The sequence below is a fragment of the Pseudomonas arsenicoxydans genome, from assembly GCF_006438915.1.
GTDB classification, from domain to species: Bacteria; Pseudomonadota; Gammaproteobacteria; order Pseudomonadales; family Pseudomonadaceae; genus Aquipseudomonas; species Aquipseudomonas arsenicoxydans_A.
Window position 1 is genome coordinate 1 of the sequence record NZ_RCZE01000025.1, and the last position, 24787, is coordinate 24787.

At 51.6% G+C, this 24787-nt stretch carries 10 protein-coding genes and 15 pseudogenes; 12 read left to right on the forward strand and 13 right to left on the reverse strand.

The window, feature by feature from the left end:
* From EAH78_RS31330 to EAH78_RS31345, 4 genes and pseudogenes are all read right to left on the reverse strand, one after another.
* Nucleotides 1-230 (reverse strand): transposase (locus EAH78_RS31330; protein WP_140672150.1); only part of this gene is annotated, 230 nt, incomplete at its 3' end.
* 428 nt (nt 231-658) lie between these two features.
* A complete protein-coding gene (locus EAH78_RS31335; RefSeq protein ID WP_140672152.1) occupies nt 659-1636 on the reverse strand; it encodes an IS5 family transposase in 978 nt (325 codons plus the stop codon).
* Nucleotides 1637-2001: 365 nt separating this feature from the next.
* Nucleotides 2002-3043, reverse strand: a pseudogene (locus tag EAH78_RS31340) (IS110 family transposase).
* Between the two features lie 88 nt (nt 3044-3131).
* Nucleotides 3132-3299: pseudogene (locus tag EAH78_RS31345) on the reverse strand (integrase core domain-containing protein); the annotation flags it as partial.
* Between the two features lie 12 nt (nt 3300-3311).
* Here EAH78_RS31345 and tnpC point away from each other — a divergent pair.
* The 3 genes and pseudogenes from tnpC to EAH78_RS31355 all read left to right on the forward strand — a co-directional run.
* Nucleotides 3312-4041, forward strand: a pseudogene (tnpC, locus tag EAH78_RS31350) (IS66 family transposase); the annotation flags it as partial.
* Between the two features lie 30 nt (nt 4042-4071).
* Nucleotides 4072-4614, forward strand: a pseudogene (locus EAH78_RS32930) (hypothetical protein); the annotation flags it as partial.
* A gap of 264 nt (nt 4615-4878) precedes the next feature.
* Entirely contained in the window at nt 4879-6576 is a 1698-nt protein-coding gene (locus EAH78_RS31355; RefSeq protein ID WP_140672155.1) for an endo-beta-N-acetylglucosaminidase, read from the forward strand.
* Nucleotides 6577-6833: 257 nt separating this feature from the next.
* Here the strand turns inward: EAH78_RS31355 and EAH78_RS31360 are convergent.
* Both EAH78_RS31360 and EAH78_RS31365 read right to left on the reverse strand, forming a co-directional pair.
* A pseudogene (locus EAH78_RS31360) lies at nt 6834-7034 on the reverse strand (transposase domain-containing protein); the annotation flags it as partial.
* An 82-nt stretch (nt 7035-7116) separates the two neighbouring features.
* Nucleotides 7117-7755: a group II intron maturase-specific domain-containing protein gene (locus EAH78_RS31365; RefSeq protein WP_205017981.1), complete on the reverse strand. Its 639-nt coding sequence runs from the start codon at nt 7753-7755 to the stop codon at nt 7117-7119.
* 146 nt (nt 7756-7901) lie between these two features.
* Here EAH78_RS31365 and EAH78_RS32935 point away from each other — a divergent pair.
* Nucleotides 7902-8311 (forward strand): annotated as a pseudogene (locus tag EAH78_RS32935) (IS3 family transposase); the annotation flags it as partial.
* A gap of 97 nt (nt 8312-8408) precedes the next feature.
* On the opposite strand, the pseudogene istB reads toward EAH78_RS32935, so the two are convergent.
* Nucleotides 8409-9164, reverse strand: a pseudogene (gene istB, locus EAH78_RS31370) (IS21-like element helper ATPase IstB).
* Nucleotides 9165-9187: 23 nt separating this feature from the next.
* Nucleotides 9188-9556: pseudogene (locus EAH78_RS31375) on the reverse strand (IS21 family transposase); the annotation flags it as partial.
* 435 nt (nt 9557-9991) lie between these two features.
* On the opposite strand from EAH78_RS31375, the pseudogene EAH78_RS32940 reads away from it, so the two are divergent.
* Nucleotides 9992-10221, forward strand: a pseudogene (locus EAH78_RS32940) (integrase core domain-containing protein); the annotation flags it as partial.
* Here EAH78_RS32940 and EAH78_RS31390 read toward each other — a convergent pair.
* Nucleotides 10155-10619 (reverse strand): reverse transcriptase N-terminal domain-containing protein, encoded by a 465-nt coding sequence (locus EAH78_RS31390; protein WP_140672157.1) that lies wholly within the window; start codon nt 10617-10619, stop codon nt 10155-10157. The pseudogene EAH78_RS32940 and the gene EAH78_RS31390 sit on opposite strands and share 67 nt — an antisense overlap.
* A 278-nt stretch (nt 10620-10897) precedes the next feature.
* Here EAH78_RS31390 and EAH78_RS31395 point away from each other — a divergent pair.
* Both EAH78_RS31395 and EAH78_RS31400 read left to right on the forward strand, forming a co-directional pair.
* A pseudogene (locus tag EAH78_RS31395) lies at nt 10898-11092 on the forward strand (type II toxin-antitoxin system RelE/ParE family toxin); the annotation flags it as partial.
* A 2-nt stretch (nt 11093-11094) separates the two neighbouring features.
* Nucleotides 11095-11374: pseudogene (locus EAH78_RS31400) on the forward strand (addiction module antidote protein); the annotation flags it as partial.
* Between the two features lie 220 nt (nt 11375-11594).
* On the opposite strand, the pseudogene EAH78_RS32945 reads toward EAH78_RS31400, so the two are convergent.
* Nucleotides 11595-11843, reverse strand: a pseudogene (locus tag EAH78_RS32945) (Tn3 family transposase); the annotation flags it as partial.
* Between the two features lie 66 nt (nt 11844-11909).
* Between EAH78_RS32945 and EAH78_RS31405 the strand changes: the two are divergent.
* Nucleotides 11910-12890, forward strand: coding sequence for an IS5 family transposase (locus EAH78_RS31405; protein WP_140672162.1), 981 nt, complete (start codon nt 11910-11912; stop codon nt 12888-12890).
* Nucleotides 12891-13036: 146 nt separating this feature from the next.
* A pseudogene (locus tag EAH78_RS31410) lies at nt 13037-13315 on the forward strand (IS3 family transposase); the annotation flags it as partial.
* A 412-nt stretch (nt 13316-13727) separates the two neighbouring features.
* Here the strand turns inward: EAH78_RS31410 and EAH78_RS31415 are convergent.
* Together EAH78_RS31415 and EAH78_RS31420 are read right to left on the reverse strand one after the other, a co-directional pair.
* A pseudogene (locus EAH78_RS31415) lies at nt 13728-14271 on the reverse strand (glycoside hydrolase family 19 protein).
* A 214-nt stretch (nt 14272-14485) separates the two neighbouring features.
* Nucleotides 14486-14806 carry a phage holin family protein gene (locus EAH78_RS31420; RefSeq protein WP_140672165.1) on the reverse strand — a complete coding sequence of 107 codons (321 nt, stop codon included), beginning with the start codon at nt 14804-14806 and terminating at the stop codon, nt 14486-14488.
* Nucleotides 14807-15781: 975 nt separating this feature from the next.
* On the opposite strand from EAH78_RS31420, the gene EAH78_RS31425 reads away from it, so the two are divergent.
* Complete coding sequence (locus EAH78_RS31425) at nt 15782-21340, forward strand: RHS repeat-associated core domain-containing protein (RefSeq protein WP_140672167.1); 5559 nt, start codon at nt 15782-15784, stop codon at nt 21338-21340.
* Nucleotides 21341-21608: 268 nt separating this feature from the next.
* Here EAH78_RS31425 and EAH78_RS32950 read toward each other — a convergent pair.
* Nucleotides 21609-22606 (reverse strand): annotated as a pseudogene (locus tag EAH78_RS32950) (IS3 family transposase); the annotation flags it as partial.
* A 60-nt stretch (nt 22607-22666) separates the two neighbouring features.
* Between EAH78_RS32950 and EAH78_RS31445 the strand changes: the two are divergent.
* Together EAH78_RS31445 and EAH78_RS31450 are read left to right on the forward strand one after the other, a co-directional pair.
* On the forward strand, nt 22667-22909 hold the full coding sequence (locus EAH78_RS31445; protein WP_140672171.1) for a hypothetical protein: 243 nt from the start codon (nt 22667-22669) through the stop codon (nt 22907-22909).
* A gap of 554 nt (nt 22910-23463) precedes the next feature.
* A complete protein-coding gene (locus EAH78_RS31450; protein WP_140672173.1) occupies nt 23464-24366 on the forward strand; it encodes a M23 family metallopeptidase in 903 nt (300 codons plus the stop codon).
* The last annotated feature ends 421 nt before the right edge of the window (nt 24367-24787 follow it).

The following is a 24787-nucleotide window of genomic DNA, read 5'->3' on the forward strand; positions in this document are numbered from 1 at the left end:
TCCATCGCAGGGTCGCTGTAGCCGAACCAGCTTTGCAGCAGGTGAACACGCAGCATCACCACCAGCGGATAGGCCGGACGACCGCCATCACCCTTCGGGTAATGCGGTTCGATCAGAGTAATCAGCCCCTTCCACGGCACCACCTGATCCATCTCGATCAGGAACATCTCTTTGCGGGTCTGCTTACGCTTGCCGGCGTATTCGGCATCGGCGAAGGTCATCTGCTTCATGGAAAACTCGTCGGGTGGAATCTGGGTATTTTGCCTAAATTTGGAAGTCTTCTTCAGAGTTTCCCTAGTATGTACTATTCTGTAGTAGTGAACGAAGGAGTGTTCTCAATATGTTCTCACATGAAAGTGGTCCATTAATTTTACTCGATTTTATGATGGTGTTTTGCATTCTTGCGGCATGTGCATATCCGGTATACGCTTTTTTTAGTTGGATTAAGAAGCGTAAAATAAAGAGATAAGCCCGCCGGTGAGTTTGTCGCCAGTTGAACGATTGCGACTTTAGGGAAGGTCTGAAGTACCCACCGATTTTTCATGCCCTCGCTACTTGAGGCTCAAAAAATCATAAGTCGGTCGAAAATCAGACCTTTCTTGCCCTTAATTCATGGTTCTTTCCTCTGATCGCGCTGCTTTAGGGCGATCAGCCCGCATTACAGACGCACCTCGCCCATACCCATCAACCGTTTTCGCACCATCCACAGATTCGACAAAGCGAACAAGGTTGTCTGTTGAGCGATGTTTTTCGACAAGCCACGAAAGCGCACTTTCGTATAGCCAAACTGGCGCTTGATCACGCGAAACGGATGTTCAACCTTGGCCCGTACCTGCGCTTTCGCGTATTCGATCTTGCGTCGCATGCGCCCGATCAAACTCTTTTTCGCGTGTTTTTTGTAGCTGCTGGGCCGGGCGGCAATCGACCAGATCATCTTGCAGTCCTGATGCTCTGGGCGTTTGTCCACACCGGTATAACCCGCATCCCCGCACACGTAAGTTTCCTCGCCGTGCAGCAACTGATCGACCTGCGTCACATCCGCTACATTCGCCGCCGTGCCCACCAGGCTATGCACTAAGCCCGACTCGGCATCGACACCGATGTGCGATTTCATCCCAAAAAAGTATTGGTTCCCTTTCTTGGTTTGATGCATCTCGGGGTCACGTTTGCCGTCCTTGTTCTTGGTTGAACTCGGTGCATGGATGATTGTTGCATCGACAACCGTGCCGTGACGCAACAGCAGGCCTCGATCGCCCAGATAGCCGTTGATGACCTGCAAAATCCCGCCCGCCAATTCATGCTTTTCCAACAGGCGTCGGAAGTTGAGGATCGTGGTTTCATCGGGAATCCGATCCAGTTGCAGCCCCGAAAACTGGCGCAGGATCGTGGTTTCGTAGAGCGCTTCTTCCATCGCCGGGTCGCTGTAGCCGAACCCGTTCTGCATCAGATGAACCCGCAACATGGCCAGCAACGGATACGCCGGACGACCGCCTTCACCCTTTGGATAATACGGTTCGATCAAGGCAATCAAACCCTTCCAGGGCACCACCTGATCCATCTCGATCAGGAAGCGTTCGCGGCGGGTCTGCTTACGCTTGCCGGCGTACTCGGCATCGGCGAAGGACATCTGTTTCATCGGGACTCAACCATTCAGTTTGTGCGAGGTGAGTATTTCACCAAATCTGGAAGTCTTTTTCAGAGTTTCCTTAGGCATAACTACGAAGCCGGTAGGTGTAGCGGTCAAATGAAATCTATGGTCACCCCATTTTTGCAATACTGATTAACGGGTGAAGTGGTTGGCTTGCGTAAATCTATCCGGCGTCTTATGAAGCATGCCTCGCGCCATGATGAGAGTCGCGCCTGGCAATCCTGTAAACCGGAGCAGCTTCTAAAGCCGTTTCATAAGTCAGGTTCTTCGCCAGGCCGGTGTGCCGTTCACGCCATCCATTTTTCAGCTATCGCAAACCTGAGATGCCTCGTGGTACTGCGACAACAGTAGGGTCAGGCCGCCATGGCGTCTGGGCCTGCTTCAAACATTGTATGGTGAGCAGATATTGCCCAAGCAATTCGCGCCAGTTTATTGGCCAGAGCGCACACCACGACATTGGAGTGTCGTCGCTGAAGCAATGAGCGCACCCAATCAGCCAGTGCCCCTTTTGACTTTCGAGCCTTTGCATATAAACCCTGGCGCATTGTACCAACAGGCATGGGAGGCTCTTGTCTCCTCGCTTGCTGATCCCCTTCAAGTAGACCTGCCACCCGTGCTGTACTGTCTGGGAACCAGCCCTATGGATGCGGCGAATTCACGACTGCATCCGAATTGCTTGCCGTCTCCCATTTCGACAGTCAGCAGGCTGGCGGTGATCGGGCCGACGCCGGGCATATTCAGCAAACGACTGCCCAGATCATTGTCAGCCAGTTGGCAAGCCATCTGTTTATCCAGCTGCGTGATTTGCTCATCCAAGTAGCCGAAGTCTGCGAGCAACCGCTGCAACAATGTGCTGAGCCGTATCGGCAACTCATGTTCGGCCAGAATGCTAAGCAGACGTTTTATGACAGTTCGCCCAAGAGGCAGGCTGATGCCGAACTCCATCAGGAAGCCGTGGAGTGGATTGATTGTTTTGGTGCGATCACGCACCAGCGACTCACGCATGCGATGCAGTACTGAGAGCGTTTGCTGGGCCTCGGTTTTAGGCGAGAAAAATCGCATCGAAGGGCGTGAGGCGGCTTCACAGATCGCCTCGGCGTCAACAAAATCATTTTGTTACTTTTAACAAAAGGCTGAACAAGCTGTGGGGAAATCAGTTTGGTTACATGCCCCATGGTCGCCAGTTAGTGGGAAACGAAATGGGAGCCAGCGCAGGCTTCCATCGCGACAGTACAAGTGGGGCAGTTGCTGAAAAAAAACGCATCATCTGCACGCGCGAGTGCTTCTTACGAAACATCTCCCGACCCGACCCGACCCGACCCGATACGTCCTGGCCGTGCAAGTGGTAAGTGTGTTTGCCGAGAGATCGATACCGACCAGTGTCAATTCGTTCATGATGATGGCCTCCAAAATAAAACACCCTGCGAAAGCGTAGCGCTGGCAGGGGGGAGTGACCATCTCATTACCGGACACCAACTCGCTGTTAACTTAATGCTGCCGCCAAGCGCCTGAACTCTCTGGGTGATCGATAGTTCAAGGCGCTGTGCGGATGCTGCTCGTTGTAATGTTCGAAGGCAATTGCCACGTTGCGCAACGCCGTTTCTGGATCCGGCTTGGGCATATGCGCCACGTAATCACGCTTGATCGTCTTCCTGGGGGGCCGGCCAGTGGACCACCGGATCGAAAAGTCGTGCTGTTCGACTACCCCTCCAGCCGCGCGCAGGACGTGCCGTTGCGCCTGCTGGAAAGTTATCGCGGCTACGTGATGACCGACGATTACGCCGGTTTTAACGCGCTGGCGATGCAACCGGGCGTGGAACGCCTGGCGTGCATGGCCCATGCCCGACGCAAATTCGTCGATGCTCAAGAAGTGTAGCCCAAGGGCAAGACAGTGCGAGCCGATATCGCGCTGACGATTATCAGCAAGCTGTACTGCATCGAGCGTGAACGCAAGGGCGTCAGCGAGGAGCAGCGTTTTACTGGCCGTAAGGAACTGAGCCTGCCGGTCTTGTCCCAGTTGAAAAGCTGGCTGGAGAAAATGCAGCCACAGGTGACGCCGCAAAGTGTGCTGGGCAAGGCCGTGAATTATCTGGCCAGCAACTGGAGCCGGCTGGAGCGCTACGTGGAGGCTGGGTTTTTACCTATCGACAACAACCCTGCGGAACGCGCGATTAAGCCGTTCGTGACCGGGCGCAAGGCTAGGCTGTTTAGCAATACGCCAAGGCGCCACTGCCAGTGCACAGATCTACCACTTGATCGAGACCGCCAAGGTCAACGGCCAAGAGCCCTATACGTGGCTACGCCGCGTATTGGAGCGCCTGCCGCATGCGCAGTGGGTGGCGGACTATGAGGCGTTGCTGCCATGGCACTGCTCGTCAGAGATGCCACGGTAAACACGAAGCGCTTCTGGCGGTAGGTGCACCTCATGGATCGGATACCGCCAGACCGATGGCAAAATCCTGGAACAGGCCATCCAGCGTGAGTTTGAAGCCCGAGAAAACCGCGAATAGTTCCAGAGCCACACGCAGGAGGTTGATGACCATTCAACCGATACGGTAGGTGGTGTGAAAAAAATCGAGGCGCTGGGCGCGATCAAGCTGTTGTCAATGTGAGTCTGGCTGCGGTGGATGATCTGCACCAGGCGATCGGCCGGGAGTGAACTGGTTGTGGGGCAGAAACACAACGTCACGGTGGGGGGGGATATGCAGGAGCGGATTGAAGGATTGCGCCAAAGCGTGGCGGGAGTCAGCTAGCGCCTGTTGGCACCAAAAACGTGGCTTGTGTCAGATAGTATCAACGTTGTGCAGGTGATGTGCAATCTGCTCGAACTGATCGAGCAGATCAGCACACAACTGGCGAGCCATACGCATGGACCAACACCGCCACCGGCGAATGCGGCAGAGTTCACAATAGCCGCAGCAGGCGCCAAAGGAATGTGTGGAATGATGCAACCGATTACGCAATAGCTGATTTCGTTACATTTTGCTCAATGAGTGCCTAACAGTTACTTGTCCCCATCTCAGGCATTGACACACCGTCTGCCTACAGACGATCTGAACTCGGACTTTATATTGCAATAATCGCAATTTTCCATATATACGTATATGTGTGGAATTTAACCTCAGCACTACTACTAGTCGTAGTCATCTGGAGTTTATCCATATAGCACCAATGGTTTTTCGAGCAATCGAGCAACCTATTCATAACCAAACCCAGACGAGTAGAAAAACATGCAGGCGAATAACAATTTGTATCAAGGCTTCTTAATATGTGGTCGACATCTTATGGGCTTGCACTTGCGACTCTTTGGAGTGATCGCAGGGCTATTGCTGAGCACACATGCCTTGGCTCTAAATACGTTTACCTGGGCGCTGGATTCTGATCCAGCACGAAATTCTGATGGCTATGAAAGCATTTTCAATGTCGATCCCGATAATTTGAACGGTTACCTTGCCCCTTCCACAAATCCACTGAGTACGCAAGTCACGCGTCAATGGATGGACCGTACACAAACCGGCACAGGTAAGGAGTTCGCTGTGATCTACCGCACCCGTCCAGCCTCGCTGAATTATCCTGATGTCCCGAGCGGAGTCAATCCGGTCACATTTGAAAACTGGGCTTTCATTCGTAAGTTTATCAACTTTGGCGGCGAGGCGCTCTCCGGCTCACATATCAGTGCGCCTGACCCTGAATGGGTTAGTGCCGCGCATCGGAACGGTGTAAAAGTATACGGTACGGTCTATATTGACTCGGCCAACGGCACTTTGCAGATGACTTCCAATCTGCTTGGTCATTACAACAATAATGGCGAAACGGTTAAGTTAAACTATTCCGTGCCTGTGCTAGATAAGCTGGCCGCTCTGGCCAAAAAATTGAACTTGGATGGCTGGTTTCTAAATATTGAAAACGGCTTGACGCCTTATAATGTCAGCCAGCTTAAGCTGGTTGTAAATAATCTGTTTCCGGCTTATCTTGAAAATGGTGTTGAGTTCATTGCTTATACTGGGGCGACCAATCAAGGCATCCAATCCCCCAAGTTAATTACCGATGACGACATTGCTAATTTTGACAATCGTCCGGCGGACCACCCAAGTCTGGATAATGCGACCGGAATTGATCCTGGCATTGTTAACATTAATGATTATCCGGTAAATTCTCAAAAGACCTATTTGATGTTTCTGGATGGGGTATTTACTCGGAATACTAATCTTGGTCAATTCTGGCCGCAGCGTGTCGCCGCCGCCAAAGCGACACAATGTCAGTTCTTTAAAGGGCGGGGCAACTGGCCCGGCTTCCAACGATATGCGCAAGCCGTATATCCCATCACTACATTACCTTCCGATGTATTGTGTGCAGGCAATCCAACGTCGCTGGCAGATCCGGAACCTACAGTCGTGCTAAAGGTCACTCTGCCGAGTGGCGTATCTGTTACACCTACTCTGCACGATAGCGTACCATGCTACGACAAGTGTTTTTATGAGTACACGTATAGCGCCTATGGTGCTCAGCGAGAGAAGTTGACCTTTAATGTTTCATTTTCTAGAATAAACACATCATATGGTAGTTACAGGTCCCCCTCCAATCAACGAGAGTCTCTGTATGCGCAAAACATGCCTGGTTCTAAGTGGTGGGGCAAATTTCCATCAGAGTCAGGGAGTTATATTTGGAATTACAATGAAACACTTTATAAAAATGGAAGCCCTTACGTTATAATAAACCCTCCATCCGGCGCGTACTGTTGGATTGAGAAAGATAAAATTTGCACATTCCCCACCTTCTTCCCAAGTGGAGGCTTAATTGGTAACTATCAGAACACCCAAAACACTGGTCTTCCGGTAGCTTTCCCGCAGGGCTATCAGCATGATCAGTTTGGCAACTTCGGTAGCTTTCCAAAACTCAACTACGTGATGAATGTGGAGTATCGCTGATTAGCAGGCTTTAAATAGCCGCTGAAGTTATAATATCCATTTTGGATGCACTAGGTTCGGTGGCTTTAAACAACTATCTTTGATTATTCGTTGTTTTTCTGGAGTGCTCCCTTTCTCGGTGCATCTAGCACATCATGAGGGCTCCTCTTGCATTCAAGAAAGATTCGATAACGCGAACAACGTCGTCCGCTGATCGATGTCTTTTGATAGACAACGGAGGCGCATTTTCGTAGTATGCGATCCATCAACACCACATTTTAAAGATGAGGCTTATACCTATCGTGGTACGGCGTGCATTTCCACGGCAGCAAGGTTTCGAAGCCTTCTACTGCGACGGCTTGCGGCAACCGTTCAAGTGCGTTGCGCAGCCACGCATGTGGCTTTTGGCCGTTGGCTTTAACCGTCTCGACCAAACTGTAAAGTTGAGCGCTGGCCGTCGCGCCTTTGGGCGTGTCGCTGAGTCGAGTCAGCCGAAGGGAATTTCACCCCCCGGCTGCTCACAGAACTGTACGTGACAGTCTCCCGTCATAGGGCTCTTGATCACACATTCGATGCACGTAGTAAATACCCATGCGCGAACAGCACCGGATTCTCTCTTCGAACAAGACGCAGCCGATTCTCCGCTTGACGTATAGATACTCGGTACTTGCTCCTCATCCATTTGAGCAGGCGCGATTGCAACGCGCTCCACAATCGATAGCTGAAGTTTCTGTACCAGAACTTCCCGTAGTATTCGATCCATCCTCGAATCACAGAATTGTGCCTGCGAGAAAAATCCCTCAGGTCATCAGTCGTGGATCGATGGATGCGCCAGTGTTTGATCGTGTTTACCATCCCGCGCATCGCCTTCATCGACGCTCCCAGCATACACTTACGAAAGAGTTCGCCCGTGGAATTCCTAAGGGTTCGCACCTTGAAGTCATAGCCGAGAAAGGTGAAGCTCGTCGCGACATTGTGCCGCTCGAATGTGTCGATGTAGACAATCTTCGACTTTTCTTCGTTGGTGGTCAGGCCCACTTCACTCATCCATCGCGTAAAGCTCTCTCTGATTGGAACAGCCTCGCTCATCCTTGTGCAGTGGATAGCAATATCGTCGGCAAACCGTTCAAACGGCAAGCCCCGATGCGTCCTGTCCATCCAGCGATCAAAGGCGTAGTGCAGGAATAAATTGGCTAACAAGGGCGAGATCACATCCCCTTGAGGCGTCCCTCGTCCCGAGCGTTGATGATCAGGTCGTGCCCAATGTGGTCGATGAACGCGCTAATACCATTCCGTCGGGCCCCATTAATGGATGCACAAATTCCCGATGAATTTCGGGGTGGTAATATTGCTATCAACCACGCTTGTCGTCTGAAAACGCCGAGATCGCCGATCAGTTGATCCGACTCATGCATAACCAATGTAACTGGAGGGGCTTGTTCTTTCTGTACCTGCGCAACGTGAAGGGCTATCGTTGGAACCAAAAGAGGGGGTACCGGATTTACCGCGAACTGGAGCTGAAGCTGCGGATCAAACCGCGCAAACGTATCGTGCGCGAGAAGCCTGAGCCGCTGGATGTTGTAAGGCCACCAACCAATGCTGGTTGATGGACTTCATGCACGATCAATTAGCTGATGGGCGCAGCTTTCGGGTTGTCAATCTAATTGACGACTTCAACCGCTAAGCCCTGAGTATGGAAATTGAATTGTCGCTGCCAGCTGAATCTGTGGTGCGTGCGCTGGATCAGGTTGTGGATTCCACGTCATCTGGCCACCTAGTCCACCAACATCTGGCCATCCGTTCCACGCTCATCCGGCTAGGCAGTGGGAGCGGAGCGACGCAGGTTTGCATTGTTAGTCTGAAGTCCCTGGTGCCCTCAATTTCGTTGCGCGCCTGCGCATCGATTCGCCCTTGAGTTCGATGCGGTAAGCGTTGCGCACCAGACGGTCGCGGATCGCATCGCCCAAGTTTGGATCGCCGATCAGCACATGCCATTTGTCCACCGGCATCTGGCTGGTGACCCGCGTCGAGCGGTTCCCTTAGCGGTCGTCCAGCAGTTCCAGCATGTCGCGTCGTTGCGCAGCGGTAAATGGCGCCAGTCCCCAGTCGTCCAAGATCAGCAAGTCAGTCTTGGCATAACCCGCCATCAGTTTCGCGAAGCGGCCATCGCCGTGGGCCAGGCCCAGCTCTTCCATCAATCGCGGCAGGCTCAGGTAGCGCACGCTGTAACCGTCGCGGCAGGCTTTTTGCGCAAGCGCGCAGGCGAGCCAGGTTTTGCCTACGACAGTGGGGCCGCCGATGATCAGGTTCAGGCCGTCCCGCAGCCACTGGCCGCAGCCCAGTTGCAGGATCAGGGATTTGTCCAGGCCACACGGGCTGCTGTAATCGATGTCTTCCAGGCACGCGTTGTGGCGCAGCCGGGCGGCTTTGAGGTGAGTCGTTAGACGGGCATTTTCGCGCTCGGTCAGCTCGCGGTCGACCATCAGGCCGAGGCGTTCGTCGAAGCTGAGATCGTTGATGTCGGGCGTGGCGTGTTGCTCGCTCAGCGCCTTGATCATACCGTGCAGCCTCAAGGTTTGCAGCTTGTCCAAGGTCGGGTTGGGTAGCATTGAGGTGCTCCTTTTTCAGGGCAGTGGTAGTAGCCAGGGCCGCGCAGATTGATATGTTCTTCGGGCAATAACGGGAGGTTTTGCCGGGCCAGCGGCAGTCGCTCCAAGCCTTGGCGTAGGATCGATTCGAGGCTTTTGTAACTGCACGCATCCAGTGCCAGCGTATGCTGGCAAGCAGCTTCCAACCGCTCTTCGCCGTGCTGCTTGCTCAGGCGCAGGATGCCCAGGCAGGCATGAAAGCCGTGCTGCAGATGGATTCGGCGTTCGAGGATGTGGACGTTAACGCCGGCCGTGTTCGGCCCGTTTTGCTCGGCCCAGCGGATCAGCCGTTGCGGCATGCACTCGGCATGTTCGCGTTGGCTCTTGGGCATGTGCTCGGTCTGGGTGGTGTACCAACAGGAGCGGTGGTTTTCAAATACTGCGTCTGACGGTCAAGAAGCGAATGCGTGCGACGCAGTGGGCTATTCAGGATGAGCTGAAACGCAGACGTCACGAGCCTGTTCGAGTCGTGGATCAGTGGCTTAACGAGTTGTCACTGGGTACTTCAACTACCACGCGGTGCCGGGGAACCTGATACGTCTTGGTGGTTTTCGTCTGGCGGTGCCGTCTATGGCGGCAAGCCCTCAAACGTCGCAGCCAGCGTCATCGGTTTCAATGGTCACGCTACGGACGCCTTGCCGACCTCTACATACCAAGACCGAGAAATGCACATCCTTACCCTGAAGATCGCTTCGCGTCACGTACCCAAGGCAGGAGCCGATGCGGTAGTTCCGCACGTACGGATCTGGGCGTGGGGCGGCAGGTAACTGCCGTCCCTACCGCGACCGAAACGGGGCATCCGACTGGACTTTATTCAGCCGGGCAACCCGCAGCAGAATACCTACGTCGGGCGCTTCAACCGAACGGTACGCTATGACTGGCTGTGACATTACCTGCTTGAGTCGATACTGAAGTCCGGGACTAAAGCACGAACTGGATCTGGACATACAATCACGAGCGCCGGAATATGGCCCTCGGAGGCATCACCCCTAAACAGAAGTTGGCCCTGGTGGCCTGATATCTATTTCTGGCGAGTATTAAAAATGGGGAGATTACCCTGAACGGCCTCATAGCTCCGCGACACCCTAATCTCGCGGCAGTCGCCTTCCAACCTCTCCACTTGGCCGCAGGGGTCGCCCAGATCTTGCCATCAACGCCCGGCGTTCTCTTCCCACGATTTTCTATCACTTGTTTGGTCGCTAACATCTTGCCGCTGTGCGAGCGGGTTAGCAGGTGTTGCGGGGCTCTCACCTTGCCTCCTAGGCCTTCCATTGTTGCCTTAGCAATACGCCCCTGGAGTCGTTTCATTTCTTCTTTGATGAGACCCCAGTCAGCCTGAAGCCACATCCTTTCAGCATGCGAAGGCGCACCAGTACAGATCGCCACTATTTTCACAGTGCTACCGATAGCCGTCATCGGCTTTCCTTTGAGTAACGATTAATCAAGTTCTCTCACCGTGAACGACCTTACGGAAGTCTGCCCACTTTCGCGTCGAGCAATGTTTCAGCCCGTGGGAGTACCGAAAATCGGAGGGTACATTTTCCCCAGAGCTTCACACCTAGCTGTTACCAGTCCCGCATGTCCAGATAGGAAAGGGTTGATGGGACAATCGGTGTCATCAGGAGAAAACTCTACAGTAAAACAGAAGTTCAAACGACCTCAGGTCGCATGGTTCCAATGCTCTCCCAACCCCGTTGGCTAATGGACTGTTGGGCGATGATTCGCCTGTAGGTGAGGGCGTCAGTGAGCTACGGATTCAATACGGCCCAGGCTACCGCGTATATTTACAGCAGCGCGACGATGATTTCGTGTTGTTGTGCGGCGGCGACAAAAGCAGCGAAATCCGAGATATCGGAACGGCTAATAAACTCGCGAGTGAGTGGAGGTAAGAATGAAAAAAGCAATTTACGACTACGACCCTGCTGCAGACCTAGATGGGCCGGAAGCCATGGCCATCTTCATGGCGGATACTTTAGAAACTGGTGACACTGAATATATTGCCAAAGCGATGAGTGTTGTGGCCCGTGCGAAATGCATGACAGAGCTTGCCAGCGAAACAGGCCCCCTGTGAACATTTGTATTGCTCATTCAGCGACAAAAGAAATCCAACACTCAAAACCGTGCTGGCCGTTATTCGAGCCCTCGGGATCGACATGAATGCCCGGCAGCACATATCCCCGTTGCAACCCCCTCCGACCACGCCGCCTATATCCCTCAGGTCAAGGACGCGACCCCGGCTCGTCGTGGCAGCTTCAGCGCTTTGCGCTCCCCGGCCTAACGCGGCAGTTGCGAGATGACAAGGGCAGCGCCCTTAGTGTTGATTTTCGCCTACGAGAAAACGCCGGCCTTGGGGCACCGTCCAAGTGTCCGAAAACGATCCTTTCGAGGAGATTACAGAATTCGGAAAAATCGTATATTAAGGTTTCCGGCCTGTCGTAGCAGCCTGAATTTCCCGTCCTCCAGCTTACGCCTCTGCCGCCAGATGTAATTGCCTGATTGCCTTGTAAGTTGATGTGTCCCCAACTCAGCCCAGCACTGTTGCGGCAGCTACCAGATTGAGGCCGTTGGCACGGTAGTGCTGCTGTTCAAAATTTTAATCCCTGATTTCGCCAACCGATTGAAGAACACTGCTCTGACTAAGGGAAACTCTGAATAAGAGTTCCATATTTTGGCAAAATACCCAGATTCCACCCGACGAGTTTTCCGATGAAGCAGATGACCTTCGCCGATGCCGAATACGCCGGCAAGCGTAAGCAGACCCGCAAAGAGTTGTTCCTGATCGAGATGGATCGGGTGGTGCCGTGGAAGGGTTTGATTACTCTGATTGAGCCGCACTACCGGAAGGGGGATGGCGGTCGTCCGGCCTATCCGCTGATGGCGATGCTGCGTGTTCATCTGCTGCAAAATTGGTTCGGCTACAGCGACCCGGCGATGGAAGAGGCCCTGTACGAGACCACGATCCTGCGCCAGTTCGCGGGGCTGAACCTGGAGCGCATCCCCGACGAAACTACGATCCTCAACTTTCGTCGTCTGCTGGAGAAACACGAACTAGCCGCCGGAATTCTGGGTGTGATCAATGGCTATCTGGGCGACCGAGGGCTGTCGCTGCGTCAAGGCACGATCGTTGATGCAACCCTGATCAATGCTCCGAGCTCGACCAAAAACAAGGACGGTAAGCGCGATCCAGAAATGCACCAAACGAAGAAAGGCAACCAGTATTACTTCGGCGCGAAAGCCCACATTGGTGTCGACGATGAGTCGGGGCTGGTACACAGCGTAGTGGTCACCGCGGCCAATGTGGCCGATGTCACGCAGGTCGACAAACTGCTGCACGGCGAAGAGAGCGTGGTCTGTGCCGATGCTGGTTACACCGGGATCGAGAAGCGTCTTGAGCATGAAGGTCGTCAGGTCATCTGGCAGATCGCCGCCCGGCGCAGCACCTACCAGAAACTGGGCAAGCACAGCGCTCTGTATAAAGCCAAGCGCAAAATCGAAAAAGCCAAGGCGCAGGTAAGGGCGAAGGTCGAGCACCCGTTCAGAGTGATCAAACGCCAGTTTGGTTATGTGAAAGTGCGCTTCCGTGGCCTGGCCAAGAATACGGCGCAGATGATGACGCTGTTCGCGCTATCGAATCCGTGGATGGCCCGCCGACATTTATTGAACAGTGCAGGAGAGGTGCGCCTGTAATGTGGGAAGTCGCCGCCGCACGATGCTCGCAGCGGCCAAAACAAAGTAATCAGAGCGTGAATTGATAGCTTTTGATCGATTTACCGCTTTCAAAATCGGGGGGCATCCGAAGTCAGCTAAAAACACATGACTACTTCAGACCTTCCCTAGGCGAATACTGTCGCCGCAAAGGCCTTCCCCCCCTCTCGGGCAAATCACGGCCTGGAGTCAAGCGTTTATCGCTGGACAGAAATCGGAAAAGGCCCAGTAAAAAGAAGATCGGGAGCAGTCTCGTCAAGGTAAGAAGCGCATCAGGAACTTGAGTGCGCACTGCGCCGCAAAGACAAGACGCTCGCTGACACAGCCGCGTTGTTGGTGCCGCGAAAAAAGCTCGATGACTACTGAGGGACGAGCTACAACGAGGACAACGAACGTCTTTGCCAGAGTGCGCAGGATGAAGCTCTGCGGTGTCGGCGCCATTGCCCAGAACGCCGGCGGGGGAATCGGTTGGAACCGCATGGCTACTACTGGGTTGACAACCCAGACGGACAACCGCTTGCGAGCAGCAAAGAGATCAAGAGGGAGGCGCTGGGCAATGTTCTGAACTTACTGAATCTCCTTAATGCGACGTTGCTCCAATTGACTGAGCGCTTTAGTCAGGTGTGAGTTGCGCTGTTGTCCCTGGGTGTTGACTTCGCTGGTGACTCACGAACGTTCGGCCTCGTGTTCTGCTACCCGCGCTCTGATACTGGCAATTTCGGCGTTGTACCGATTGGCCTGCCATTGCCAGACCATTAAATCAGCCAAAGCTGACAAGTGCCAATGCCAAGAGACTGTTGCGTCGTGCGCCCAACGTATTCACTTGAAAACCGATAGAGCTAAATTATAAATGGCCAATCGCGCACGGTGCCTATTGAGGCCGCCGTTGATCCGGCGGGTAATGGATTCAAAGGCGTCCTCGGCTACCAAACGGTTCAAGCCGTTACGGTGCCAAACCAAGCCGCTGAAAGACAGGTATATTCGGGTTGTTCCAGCCACTCGGGGTGGTTGACCAGATCCAGTTCCAGCGCATCGCCGCACGGGCGGTAGTTACTTAAACCCGTGATCTGATGAGCCCACGCCCGCAATACAGATGCCCGTCGCCATCCGACGCCGGGGAATTACCAAGACGCCTGGCGAGTGCACCGGTGTCTTACTTTCCAAGGTAGGCCTGACTGTCAACCTCACGCAAGTAACGTAACTCACCTGATTCGTGACCGACTTGGGCAATAAAGCCGGCGACACGCTTTTTTGTATGAATTTGATATTTATCCATCGCCTTATTGAGCATTGGCGCAAAAAGCCCAGTCGCTGCGTCGGATCGAGGAAGTACAGTAGAGAGTTGTAGTACCGTGATTACCATGTGTCAGTATCTTTATATTGATGTGTCATTCAGTCTCCGAGACCAATACGTTGCCCCATGAGCATTTAGTATCAATATCTATCCGAGGTCGCACCAACGTTTCATTGGCGTATCGTCCGTCGAGACCCCGAGATACAAACACCGAACATTCATGGCCTTGAAATGTTCATCAAATGCGGCCTCAATGAGAAAATAAATGCACCGTCGCCTACCTTTAGTTAGATTTTTTCTCATCATCGGCATGCTCCCCTATTTTCAGCTTTTTATAAATATAAGTTTGCAAAAGCATTAAGGTCGCATCTGCTCCCAGCCACCCACACAGCCCAATGATGACGCCGGATACATCTGATGGGAGATCAAGTGAGCGACACCCCAGTAAAATCAAGTAACCGGCGAACGCTGCACCAACACCTTGTAATACTGTCTCGCCGACCCGTATCGGTTGTTGAGCGCCTAGTTTGCGCATCATATGACCTAATACTCCACCGAGCGCAGCGATTAAAACATAAATCCACGAGCCCATTAGTTCTTCCATGTTTTCTTCATCCGCACTGATACGTCTCAACAAATAAATTTTTCGATCGGAGCGCAACCATTAATTAGAGCCTTAAAAAAGTTCAAAAACGTTTCTACGTCTTTCTCGTCCAGCAATAAGGGACGCATTTATCGCAGGATTCAACTCTGTATCGATTCTCCCCGGTGTCAACTTCACTGCATGTTCGAATACAGCATTTTATAACGGGCTTTTTTTGCAATTGGAAGACAAAGTCTGACAATGGATCGCGCCAATGGTCACGATTCACTTGGTACATTTATTGGCCAGCTAACGTAACTATAGTGTGCTGCTTTCAAACACCATGTTGATTCGGTACGACTTCAAGTTCGTCACGCGCGCGCTGGGGTTACTCAAAACCTCCTAACCCCTTACGTCTGAAGCATAGTGGGACGGCTGAATATTACGTAACTTTTCCGTGGTGATGGACTTTCTAGTTTACGCAACTGGTGCAGGCGGCTATCACACAGAGACACAGGGAGTGTCTCAAAAAGTGCTTAAACTTTGACTAAAAAACAAAGATGAAATCAATGTGCGGTTTGATATTGGACTCGCAGCTTTTTAAAGATCGGCAAAATAGTTTTTTGAGAAATAATTACATCAATTGGTCACTGCGAAAAATGTCCTAATAAGCATTGTGCTCGTAATTAATAAGCATGTTGCTCGCTCATATCATAAGCCAGTGTCGCCATGCGAGATGACGTCGCGCACCTAACTTTAAAGGCGCATCAAGTGCACCCGCAACGGGGCCAATAACGGATAGTCATTGACTCCACTTCGCTCGGGGGGGGCAGCGCGCTCTAGAAATTTTTTGGAGAACTCTAAGCAACTACAAATATCTGAAATCAGACTTGAATGCCAATATGTTTGATTTCCGTTTAGGGTATCACTACTCCTGATCATGACCGGTCGTGATCTGCCGGGTTAAACAATCAATATCTACGAAGGAAGTAAGATATGAGTGATAATAGCGAGTCAGGGCCTGTCATTGCAGTTGTCGCAGAAAACAAAACGATTGCGCGGGACGTGTCAAGTTTATCCGCTGCGTCTGCGAATGACATCTATAGTCAGGCCACGGGTGTTAATCTTGACTACGACTTCAATGCCAGAACGGGCCGAATTGAATCCAGTGTAGTTCTTGGTACCGTTAGCAGCGGCTTTGCGAGCCCTGTTACATTTAATTATACAATATCTTTGGGTGTTTTTCAGTATTACGGTCTTATAGGTGGTTTAGGCCGAAGTGTAAGCAAGCAGTTTGGTTTGAATATGCCGAAAATGTCTCCTGGTGCGACTGGGCGCGTGCATTTTTCCAGCGGCCTGGTTGATAACCAAAACTTCATTGATGGCTCTGCCTCTTTAGAGGCACACCGAGAGCGCGACGTAAACATTGAGCCTGTTTACACTTCGGAAGTCGGAAGCCAGGTTCTTCGTGGGGTTAAGGTAATCCATATTAACGGAATTGTTGAATACTATGATGCTGAAGGCCGGATTAAGGAAATGCGTTCCGAGTCCGGTCACGGGCTTAAGTTTACGGTAGCCCACAACGCTTGGTTAAATACCGATATCATCACTCGAGTTGAAGACGACGAAGGTCTTAACTGGATCACGGCATCCGTTTTTCCAGACCAATCCAGTAGCGACGTTTTTATGGATGTCCTACAACACGTGGATGGGGTGATCATCACTACCAGAGTTGTTCTGGGTTCCACTAAAGAAGTAGGAAGCGATACGCATAATAATGTCTATGCCAAGAAAATCAGCTTACCGGGGGATATGCAACGGTGGATTGAATTTTCGTACGATACAGCCTTTCTTGCTGGTCAACTCATCAAGAAGGTTTCGCTGCCAACAGGTCAGTTCATCAAGGTGTCGCAGCAGACCACACTTAAATTTTCCGATGAACAGACGCTCACTGTCGGGTCACGTGTAGAGCGAGGTTTTGAAGTTGCAGGTGTTGAGAATGTAAGCAGCATGGTAAGTTATACTTATGGCACCCCTGGTAACTCTAATAATTTTACAGGTTATAAAGTGTTTCGCACCATGGAGCCCATGGTGGATAACTGCTCTACTTTGGTCGAGGACTACACCTATACCGTAATGGCAACTCATCGAAAGTCAAAAGTTACCACTATTTATAATCGCTTTCACTTGCCGATTTCCTGTACCACCGTTGAGATTGCTCCTAGAAAAGTGCGCTTTATTCAGGGTATTGTGACCGCATACACTTATCCCATTGTAATCGGCGCTATTGACGCGCAGCCCGCCAATTTTTCCCGTTGGACCCAGATGACGGTGGACCATCAGCGTATAGAAAATATAACTAACGCACTCGAGCGATCTCGTCGCGATCAAGCCACTCGGGCGTTCGACGAGTATGGGAACTTAACCAGTCAGACACTGCCGTCGGGGGTCAGGCATGAATATGTTTACTATGGTAAAAACTCTACTGAAACGGTAGGGTGCCCACCCTGCAGTTACGTCAGATTCTTGAAAAGAAAAACCATCCATCCCAAGGCGGGATTGCCTGCACCTTCGGGTGGAAACCATACCGACTCTTACACGTACATCGCAGTCACGTGCAACTCTTACATCAACCCTCTTGATAGTAATAGTACTGTCACCCCTTCTATGACCTTGAAAAAGACTGATAAGGTTAATGATGGCGAGGTTGCCGAGTACAAGTACGTCACTGATCAATCAACGCCTTTCTTGCTCGGGTCTCTTAAAGAAACAGTCTGTTCTCGCAATAACGTAGAAAATAAAACAATGGTTTCATGGTCGTTGAGTATCTATCAGGGATGGCGCGTTGTTGAGGCTACGTCTTATATTTGGGCGACCGGTCAGGCAACAAACACATTTGCAGGTAGCGTCAAATTTAGCCCGTTGTCAGGGCTGGTGTATGAAGAAGAGGACTCAGCAAGTTCTAATACGGTATTTAGTTATAATCAGATGCGTCGGTTGCTGCAGGCCAAGAAATATTACGGCACTCCAAGTGAAGAGGTCGAAAGCTACGAGTTTCGTTATTGGAGCAAGGCATTTCGAAACCATGTGTCTACTCCAGAAGAGTACCATAATACCTACACCAATCGAGTCAAGGTTACATCCAGCACAGGCAAGATCACTTGCTGGCATTTCGACCACGAGGGCGAGCCGGTATTCATCAGTCATGGCGACAATGATGACTTCACTCAGGTAGCGTCGGTTACTGTTTACGACAGAAGCAATGGCGCAGCTGAAGTGATTCGGCATGAGAACATTGACTATGTGACTACGTCGCCTATCGACTCAACCCTTAAGCAGGTGAAGGCCACTACCACCTACGAGCACCGGTTGTTTGGTACTGAGCGAGTCGTCAATCCCGATGGTACTGCCTTAAACTCTAAAGTTAACAAGGCGGCTACTCCTTTTACGACTATCGTGTGCTCCGATGCCACTCGGGAGGTCAAAAGCGTCCAGAAGTTTAACGACTTTGGCGATGTATATGAAACACAGATCATTTATCCGTCTGATACTGTCATTGGCCACTCATCCACTGTAACAACAAGTACTCACGCGTATGATGGCTACGGACGGGTGATCGCGACTGTAGCGGACGGCACCACAACGGACTTCACGTATGATCAACTGAATCGCCTGACGATGCACGTTTGCGGTGAAGAGACGACGGAATATACCTATGGTAACAACCTGGCTACCGTCAGCGAATTGATCGGAATTAAAGCCATTTACAAAAGCACCGATAGCTCGGCTGATCTAACCATGATGGACGCTTCTCGTTCATTCGATAATTTTGGTCGCGTCATTGAACAGCGAGAACCAAATTACGATTCTACAGGGACGCGCAAAGTTACCAGGACAATGCGCTATAGCAGCCCTACGGCGCAGGTACCTATCCAGGTAAGTACTGGTGGTGGAGGAGTTCGCTACGCTCACAGCACAACGGGTCTGCTGGATGGATTTCGTCTAACAAATGCCCCTGGCTTTCCGGGGCAATTGCACAGCGCACACTACTCTCTCGTGTCGAAACAGCTGACTGATACCGCGTCCTATAAACACGTTAATAATGCTGATAGACAGTACGTACAGCATAGTTACGAATACGATGATTTTGGTACGGCTAAAACCATCACGACAATGTTTGGAATAAATACCACTGGGGGCAAAACCCTGAATACCTTTTCCAGGTTTTCCACGAAGGTGGAAAGTACGGATTTGCAGGATCAGAGTGGAAATAGTATTTGCAAGGAAAGTAGCATCTATGATGCTACGGGTAGACTGACAAAAAAAGAGTTTGTCACAGGGGGGGGGCTGGAGTTTCATGCGACTATCAGCTATTACCCTGTTGTAAAAGGTGATTCAAAGTCTGGAAAACCAAAAGATATCAAGTTCGCAGACACCACGACAACACTGGATGTTCTGCGCATTGATTTTGCGTACGATAAGTTCGGCAATGAAAGCGATCGCCGAGTCCGAGTTATGGTCGCTGGAAATGAGCATGAGGCGCTGACGTTTAATCAAGTCACCGGGCATAATGGTAATGCTACACGTCGAACGATTGCGTATAAGGCTGGGTCTGCCGGACAGCGCAAGAGCACAACGACCGATTACGAATATACAGCCAGCAAGAAATACCTGAGTAAGTCTACGATTTCACAGGGCGCCGAAACGTACGATGTTCGATATGAGAAAACGGCGTTCTCAGCCGTTGGTGGAATTTCGTACAATCTCCCCAGCACCGGGTTAAATGTCGAGTTCACTCGTCATTCTGACCAGCCCAGTAGTATGACTAATGGTATTGATGTCAATGAAGTGCGCACTTTCTCCTATGACGGCAATGGTAATGTAAATACTGTTGTGATCGTGGATCAAGGTGCAACAAACGCAACGACAACAAAACGCATGAAGTACAATGCGATGAACCAGCTCCTGGAAATTTCTAAAGATGAATTGGCTGTTGCGAGCTACGACTATGATTTTTTTGGGAAATTGGTGAGAATTACCGATATCGTTAACGATAAAACTTGTTGTTTGTTATACGGTGCAGACGGCTTGCTAGGTGAGGTCGGTGACGCCGGCGAAAACATTGCACGAACATTCTACATTAATGTGGGGGGCGTCAGCATTGGTCGCTACGTGCAGAAAGTAATGGGTCAGTCTTCCGAACTCGAACTGTTCGCCACTGACTCCGGTGGGACTGTTCACGCTGTTCACACTTATGTCGACGGTACAATCAATCCCGATAATGCTGTTAGTTTTACTTATCTGGACGACGGTCTCCGTTCTTCAAATGCACGTCACGACCAACTCGACTGCCCTATCGGTTTTAAAGGGTATTACATTGACTCGGCTACCGGTTGTTATATTCTTGGGGATGGTTTCCGCTTTTACGACCCCGTCATGCGCCAGTTCTGGTCTGTTGATAGCATTTCCCCATTTGGCGGGGCGGGGCCAAACCGGTATCACTACTGCGGTATGGACCCGATTAACCGTTCCGACCATTCCGGCAATGATTGGGGGTGGGGGGGGCGTCTAAACCGACCCTGGTGGAAGCGGTGGGGTTGGGTATTGGCTGAGACCTTGATGGGGGCCGCTTTAGGCGCCTTGGCTGGTTTCGCGGCTGGTGGTCCGGCGGGCGCTGTCGCCGGGGCTATTGCTGGCGGCGTATTGTCTGGCTTGGGAGCGAGTTTACAGGCAGCGGCTGAGGAGGTGATTCTTGCGGATTCTGCTTCCCGAACCGATCCGACGAGAGGGGATTATTACATCCCGCCACTGGCCTCTCATCTGGATAAAAGCGGTTTTGGTTTTGGCTTGGGCCGTGATATTGGTTTGGGCTATGCAGGTTCTGGTGTAGCCAAGCCAGCCTTAGTGAGCAAGGTTGGCCAAGCGGCTGCAGCGTCATATACGTCTATGGCTGGCTCCAGAGCAGGCACTGCTGGGACTAAAGGCGTGTCGGCCGTGGCAACCGGCGGAAAGCAGGCCGTCTCAGGGCCGTCCCGTGCACTGCCTGGAATGAGTGGTAGTAACGTACGATCGAGTTTGCAACAGCACGCCACTACTGGAGGTTTTAAAGGATACGGAGTGACGTTGAATAACCAGCCACACACCATTTACCTGAGCAAGACGAGGACCAATGGTGATCGTGTAGCCAAACAAATCCTCGCATCGTATTTGGATGATCCGGGCAAGTCCATACATACGCTCAGTGGTGTACACGGTGAGCTGAACGGTCGCGTTGGGCAAGGTGTGCCTCTATTCTGGGCTGACGATATTGGTTCTGGTGCCACTATGCGACACCTCGCTGCAAAAAATAACGCTCCTGCACCCCAAATCAGCCACACTGATATTGGGCGGGGACTTTGGCAGACGAGTCCACGGTGGGCACAGCAGCAACTTGTAGCCGCTCCAGCACTGGCGGATTCGGTCATTTACGCCTTCTGCCACAGTGGCCTTAATAATGAGCTCAGGGCATCGCTCGGTATCAAGAAAATATGGGCACCATGGCGCTGGCATGGTTGATTGCCTATAATCCGCAATGTCTAGTCCGAAATAGGTTTACACCGTTTCACCCCTACGCCTGATGCACCGCATCGGGCGTTTTTGATTTTAAGGACAGGTGCGACTACTCCATCGCACACCTCGCATCGCACGTCCCATGCGTCTACGACCTCGTGCGCGGCATGGTCAACACGTTGTACAAAATCAACAGCGGCGAACGCATCTATTCAGGTAACCAACTAGTTACGAATCGGCGTTTTTCAAGGCGGTTGTGGCGCCAACCGTCTAACTATGCCGCTCTTTTCTCAACCTGTTGCTCTCGATCCGGGTTCAACAACACGGTACCGATCAGCTCCCAGTTAGGTGTCCGCTCCGACCACCGTTCCGGCTTTTGCTCTTTGGCTCGTTCGTACAGCTCAGGCCACCGGGCCAGGACGGGATGGGCCAGGCCTCGCCACCGTTCGGCCGGCGTGACGAAGGGGATAAGGCTATGCCGTTGTTCGTTGTTATTGTACCAACCCGTGGTCGGTATCCATTCCGTTTTCAAGCTGCGGAACACGCGCTCCATTGGCGCGTTGTATCAGCAATTTCCCCGGTGACTCATGCCCTGGCGCATTCGATTTTGCCGCCGCCGCCGCCGCCGCCGCCGCCGCCGCCGCCGCCGCCGCCGCCGCCGCCGCTGGCGAAACGAATGAATCGTCCCTGCGACCCTTGATCCAAGTGAAACAGCATGCCCTGAGGCTTTCCTCGTTGCTTGCAACTCATATTCAGCGACTTGATAACCAGATCGGAGTCCGGCTTTCCGACAACGCCCAGCCCGCCGCCCGGCGTGCGCAAAGATCCAGCACGACAGCTAAGTAGTGCCATTTCCCCTGGGCCAAAATGCAGGTGATGTCGCCGCACCACAACTGAGGGGGCCGAGATATCGAACTCGCGGTTTAAGGTATTTAGGAGGTCGAATCGTTCTTCCGTCGCTCTTTGTAGGCATGTGATCTGGGTTGTTTAGTGACCAAATCAAGCTCGCGCATCAAGCTCGCGCATCAAGCTACGTACTTTGAGCCGACCGAGTTGCTCGCCATCGTTACGCATCAAAGAGAGAAGGCGACGGCTGCCGGCAGCAATGCGGCTTTGCGAGAACAACTTGCTCAATAGGCTGCGCAACCGAAGCCGTTCGACATCCGGCGTTCCACACCCGAGGCGGTGGGCGTAGTAGCTTGAGTGGTTGATTTCAAATACTTTGCACAGCCAATTAACTGGCTCATGGACGCTCAACTGATTGAACAGCGCCTACGATCCTGATCTGCTGCTGTTTCCCAAGTAATAGGCCCCACTGGAACGGATTGCGGCGTGCTTAATCAACGCTGGCAGAAGGCCGAGCCCCCATCGTTTAACAAAGGCCTGATACATGGATCACGTAGCCTGGTGGTGACGCAGATCCACAACGCCACGATGGATGGCGAGATGCAGGATATGATCACCGGTCTACGGCGCAGTGTGGTGGCGAAGACCTGGATAGGATCGGACGATGTGAACACCTTGCAGATTCTGAGCGGTCTGATCAATATGGTGGTATCGATGACACCCAACTAGCCGGGCACACCCATTTCCCTGCGCCGGCCCCGAATCCAATAAGAACACATACCCCGAATGACCTTTCTTATCCAGAGGGGTACAGATTTGCCCACTTCCAATCACTCCGCCATTGAGCTGGCCAACTGCTTGAATCCAGGGGAAGTTGTACAGCCTGCGAATCTACTGCACCGAAAATCAGAAAGTTGAGCATCCAGACGGTCCCCCATACAGCCGCTATTTGCGATGGCACTGAAATTGCTCGACCTCCAGCATCTGATGCGCTTCACGACTGCATTGGCGCTTCTTGTAGTACAAACGGTGCCTGGAGGTATATTCCTACGCAGGTTTGAGGATCGCCCTGCTGGCAGTCGATGCACTTTTTGCGATTATCAATTCGTGAGTTGTTTCAGTATCGTAAGTTTGCTGTTTGAACAGCGTTGCAGATGATGTGGGTGGTTCTTCTTGATGGCTGTCTGTGTATGAGCCAAAGTTGGTTTAAGTTACAGGGAGTTGGTAAGGGCTATCAATGAAGAGTCTATTGCTATTCGTGATTTTTATGTTAGTGCGCCTAAATGAATTATTTTATTTTGATATTTACTGTTGCGGGAGGGCTAAGTGCGCCTACACAGTTTAAAATGAATGGAGTGGCGAGGCTTGTTGTGGCTTTCATGTTGGGTGTAACTCTAATTCTTAGCACCTCTAATGTGAGCGCGAGCGATCCGTTCCGCCTATCAGGCATGTACGATAGGGGTTTTGGTGAGGACGAATTTGACTCCCAGTCTTTGCTACGTGATTTCAATGGGCAGGAAGACGAACTGTGGCGCGTAGAAAGTCGCTTGAGAGATAGCGGTTGGAAACCCCGTGAAATCACTCTTGTCAAACCAGAAAAACCGTTGCCTCCAATGCACTTGCACGAAGCAGAGGCCAGAGAGCGTAAGTATTTCTTGAATTTCGTACCGAACGGATCGCCATTCAAAGAATTGCGATCTGTCAGTTCGGGATTTGGAGGACGTATTCACCCTATCCAGAAGAAGTATCGATTGCACAATGGAGTTGACTTCGGAGTCAGTTCGGGCACGCCGATTCATGCGACCGCTAACGGAATCGTTATCGTAGCAACTAACGCCGGTAGTTCTGGTTATGGGAAATACGTGGTGGTCAGGCATGGATTGGGTTTTTCAAGTCTGTATGCCCATTTGAGCGAGATAAACGTCAAGCCAGGAGAGTACATATCGAAAGGTGAGTCGTTGGGTCGGAGTGGCAACACGGGAAAAAGTACAGGCCCGCACTTGCACTATGAAGTCAAGTATTTCGGGCAGGCCTTAAATCCAATAAGTTTCCTGACTTGGTCCCATGAGAACTATGTTTCTATTTTCAGTGCAGAGAAAGCAGTGCCATGGAGCGCATTGAGGAAGCAATATGCACCATTACCCCAAGTGGCGGGGCTACCGTTTTTTCCAACCGACAAGCATTAATTTTGATGTGATTGAAGTGCTCTTGCGATGAGGTCTTTTGGATTACCTCATCGCCTTTAGTGGCGTAGGGGAAGGTGTCCCTACGATCACATCCTTCTCGCGAAATTATTGACATCGCTTTCCTTATCTCTCGCTAATCGTCGCCATACCCTTCGCTCCATGGTGTATGCCGAGACTGCTGTCGAGTCGTAATTAAGTTGCGGTCAACGTTTATTGGTTTCGAGATTAATGCGTGAGATGGTATTAAGCTTGAATTCAGTTATGTGTATTAATGTGTAGGTTTAAAATCATGACTTGGACTGCTGGTATGAACCTTTTTTTGACCGCCTTAATGGTATTGCCTTTATTTTCTATTCCTGTCTTGGCCTCGGGTGGCTATACCGGGACTAGTGCAAATATCTCTTCCACTACAGTTATTGGC

Excerpts from the sequence above, each read along its gene's own strand:
- EAH78_RS31335 (WP_140672152.1), bottom strand. The coding sequence starts at position 1,636 with ATGAAACAGATGTCCTTCGCCGATGCCGAGTACGCCGGCAAGCGTAAG.
- EAH78_RS31355 (WP_140672155.1), top strand. The coding sequence starts at position 4,879 with ATGCAGGCGAATAACAATTTGTATCAAGGCTTCTTAATATGTGGTCGA.
- EAH78_RS31390 (WP_140672157.1), bottom strand. The coding sequence starts at position 10,619 with ATGACGGCTATCGGTAGCACTGTGAAAATAGTGGCGATCTGTACTGGT.
- EAH78_RS31405 (WP_140672162.1), top strand. The coding sequence starts at position 11,910 with ATGAAGCAGATGACCTTCGCCGATGCCGAATACGCCGGCAAGCGTAAG.
- EAH78_RS31420 (WP_140672165.1), bottom strand. The coding sequence starts at position 14,806 with ATGGAAGAACTAATGGGCTCGTGGATTTATGTTTTAATCGCTGCGCTC.
- EAH78_RS31425 (WP_140672167.1), top strand. The coding sequence starts at position 15,782 with ATGAGTGATAATAGCGAGTCAGGGCCTGTCATTGCAGTTGTCGCAGAA.
- EAH78_RS31450 (WP_140672173.1), top strand. The coding sequence starts at position 23,464 with ATGAATTATTTTATTTTGATATTTACTGTTGCGGGAGGGCTAAGTGCG.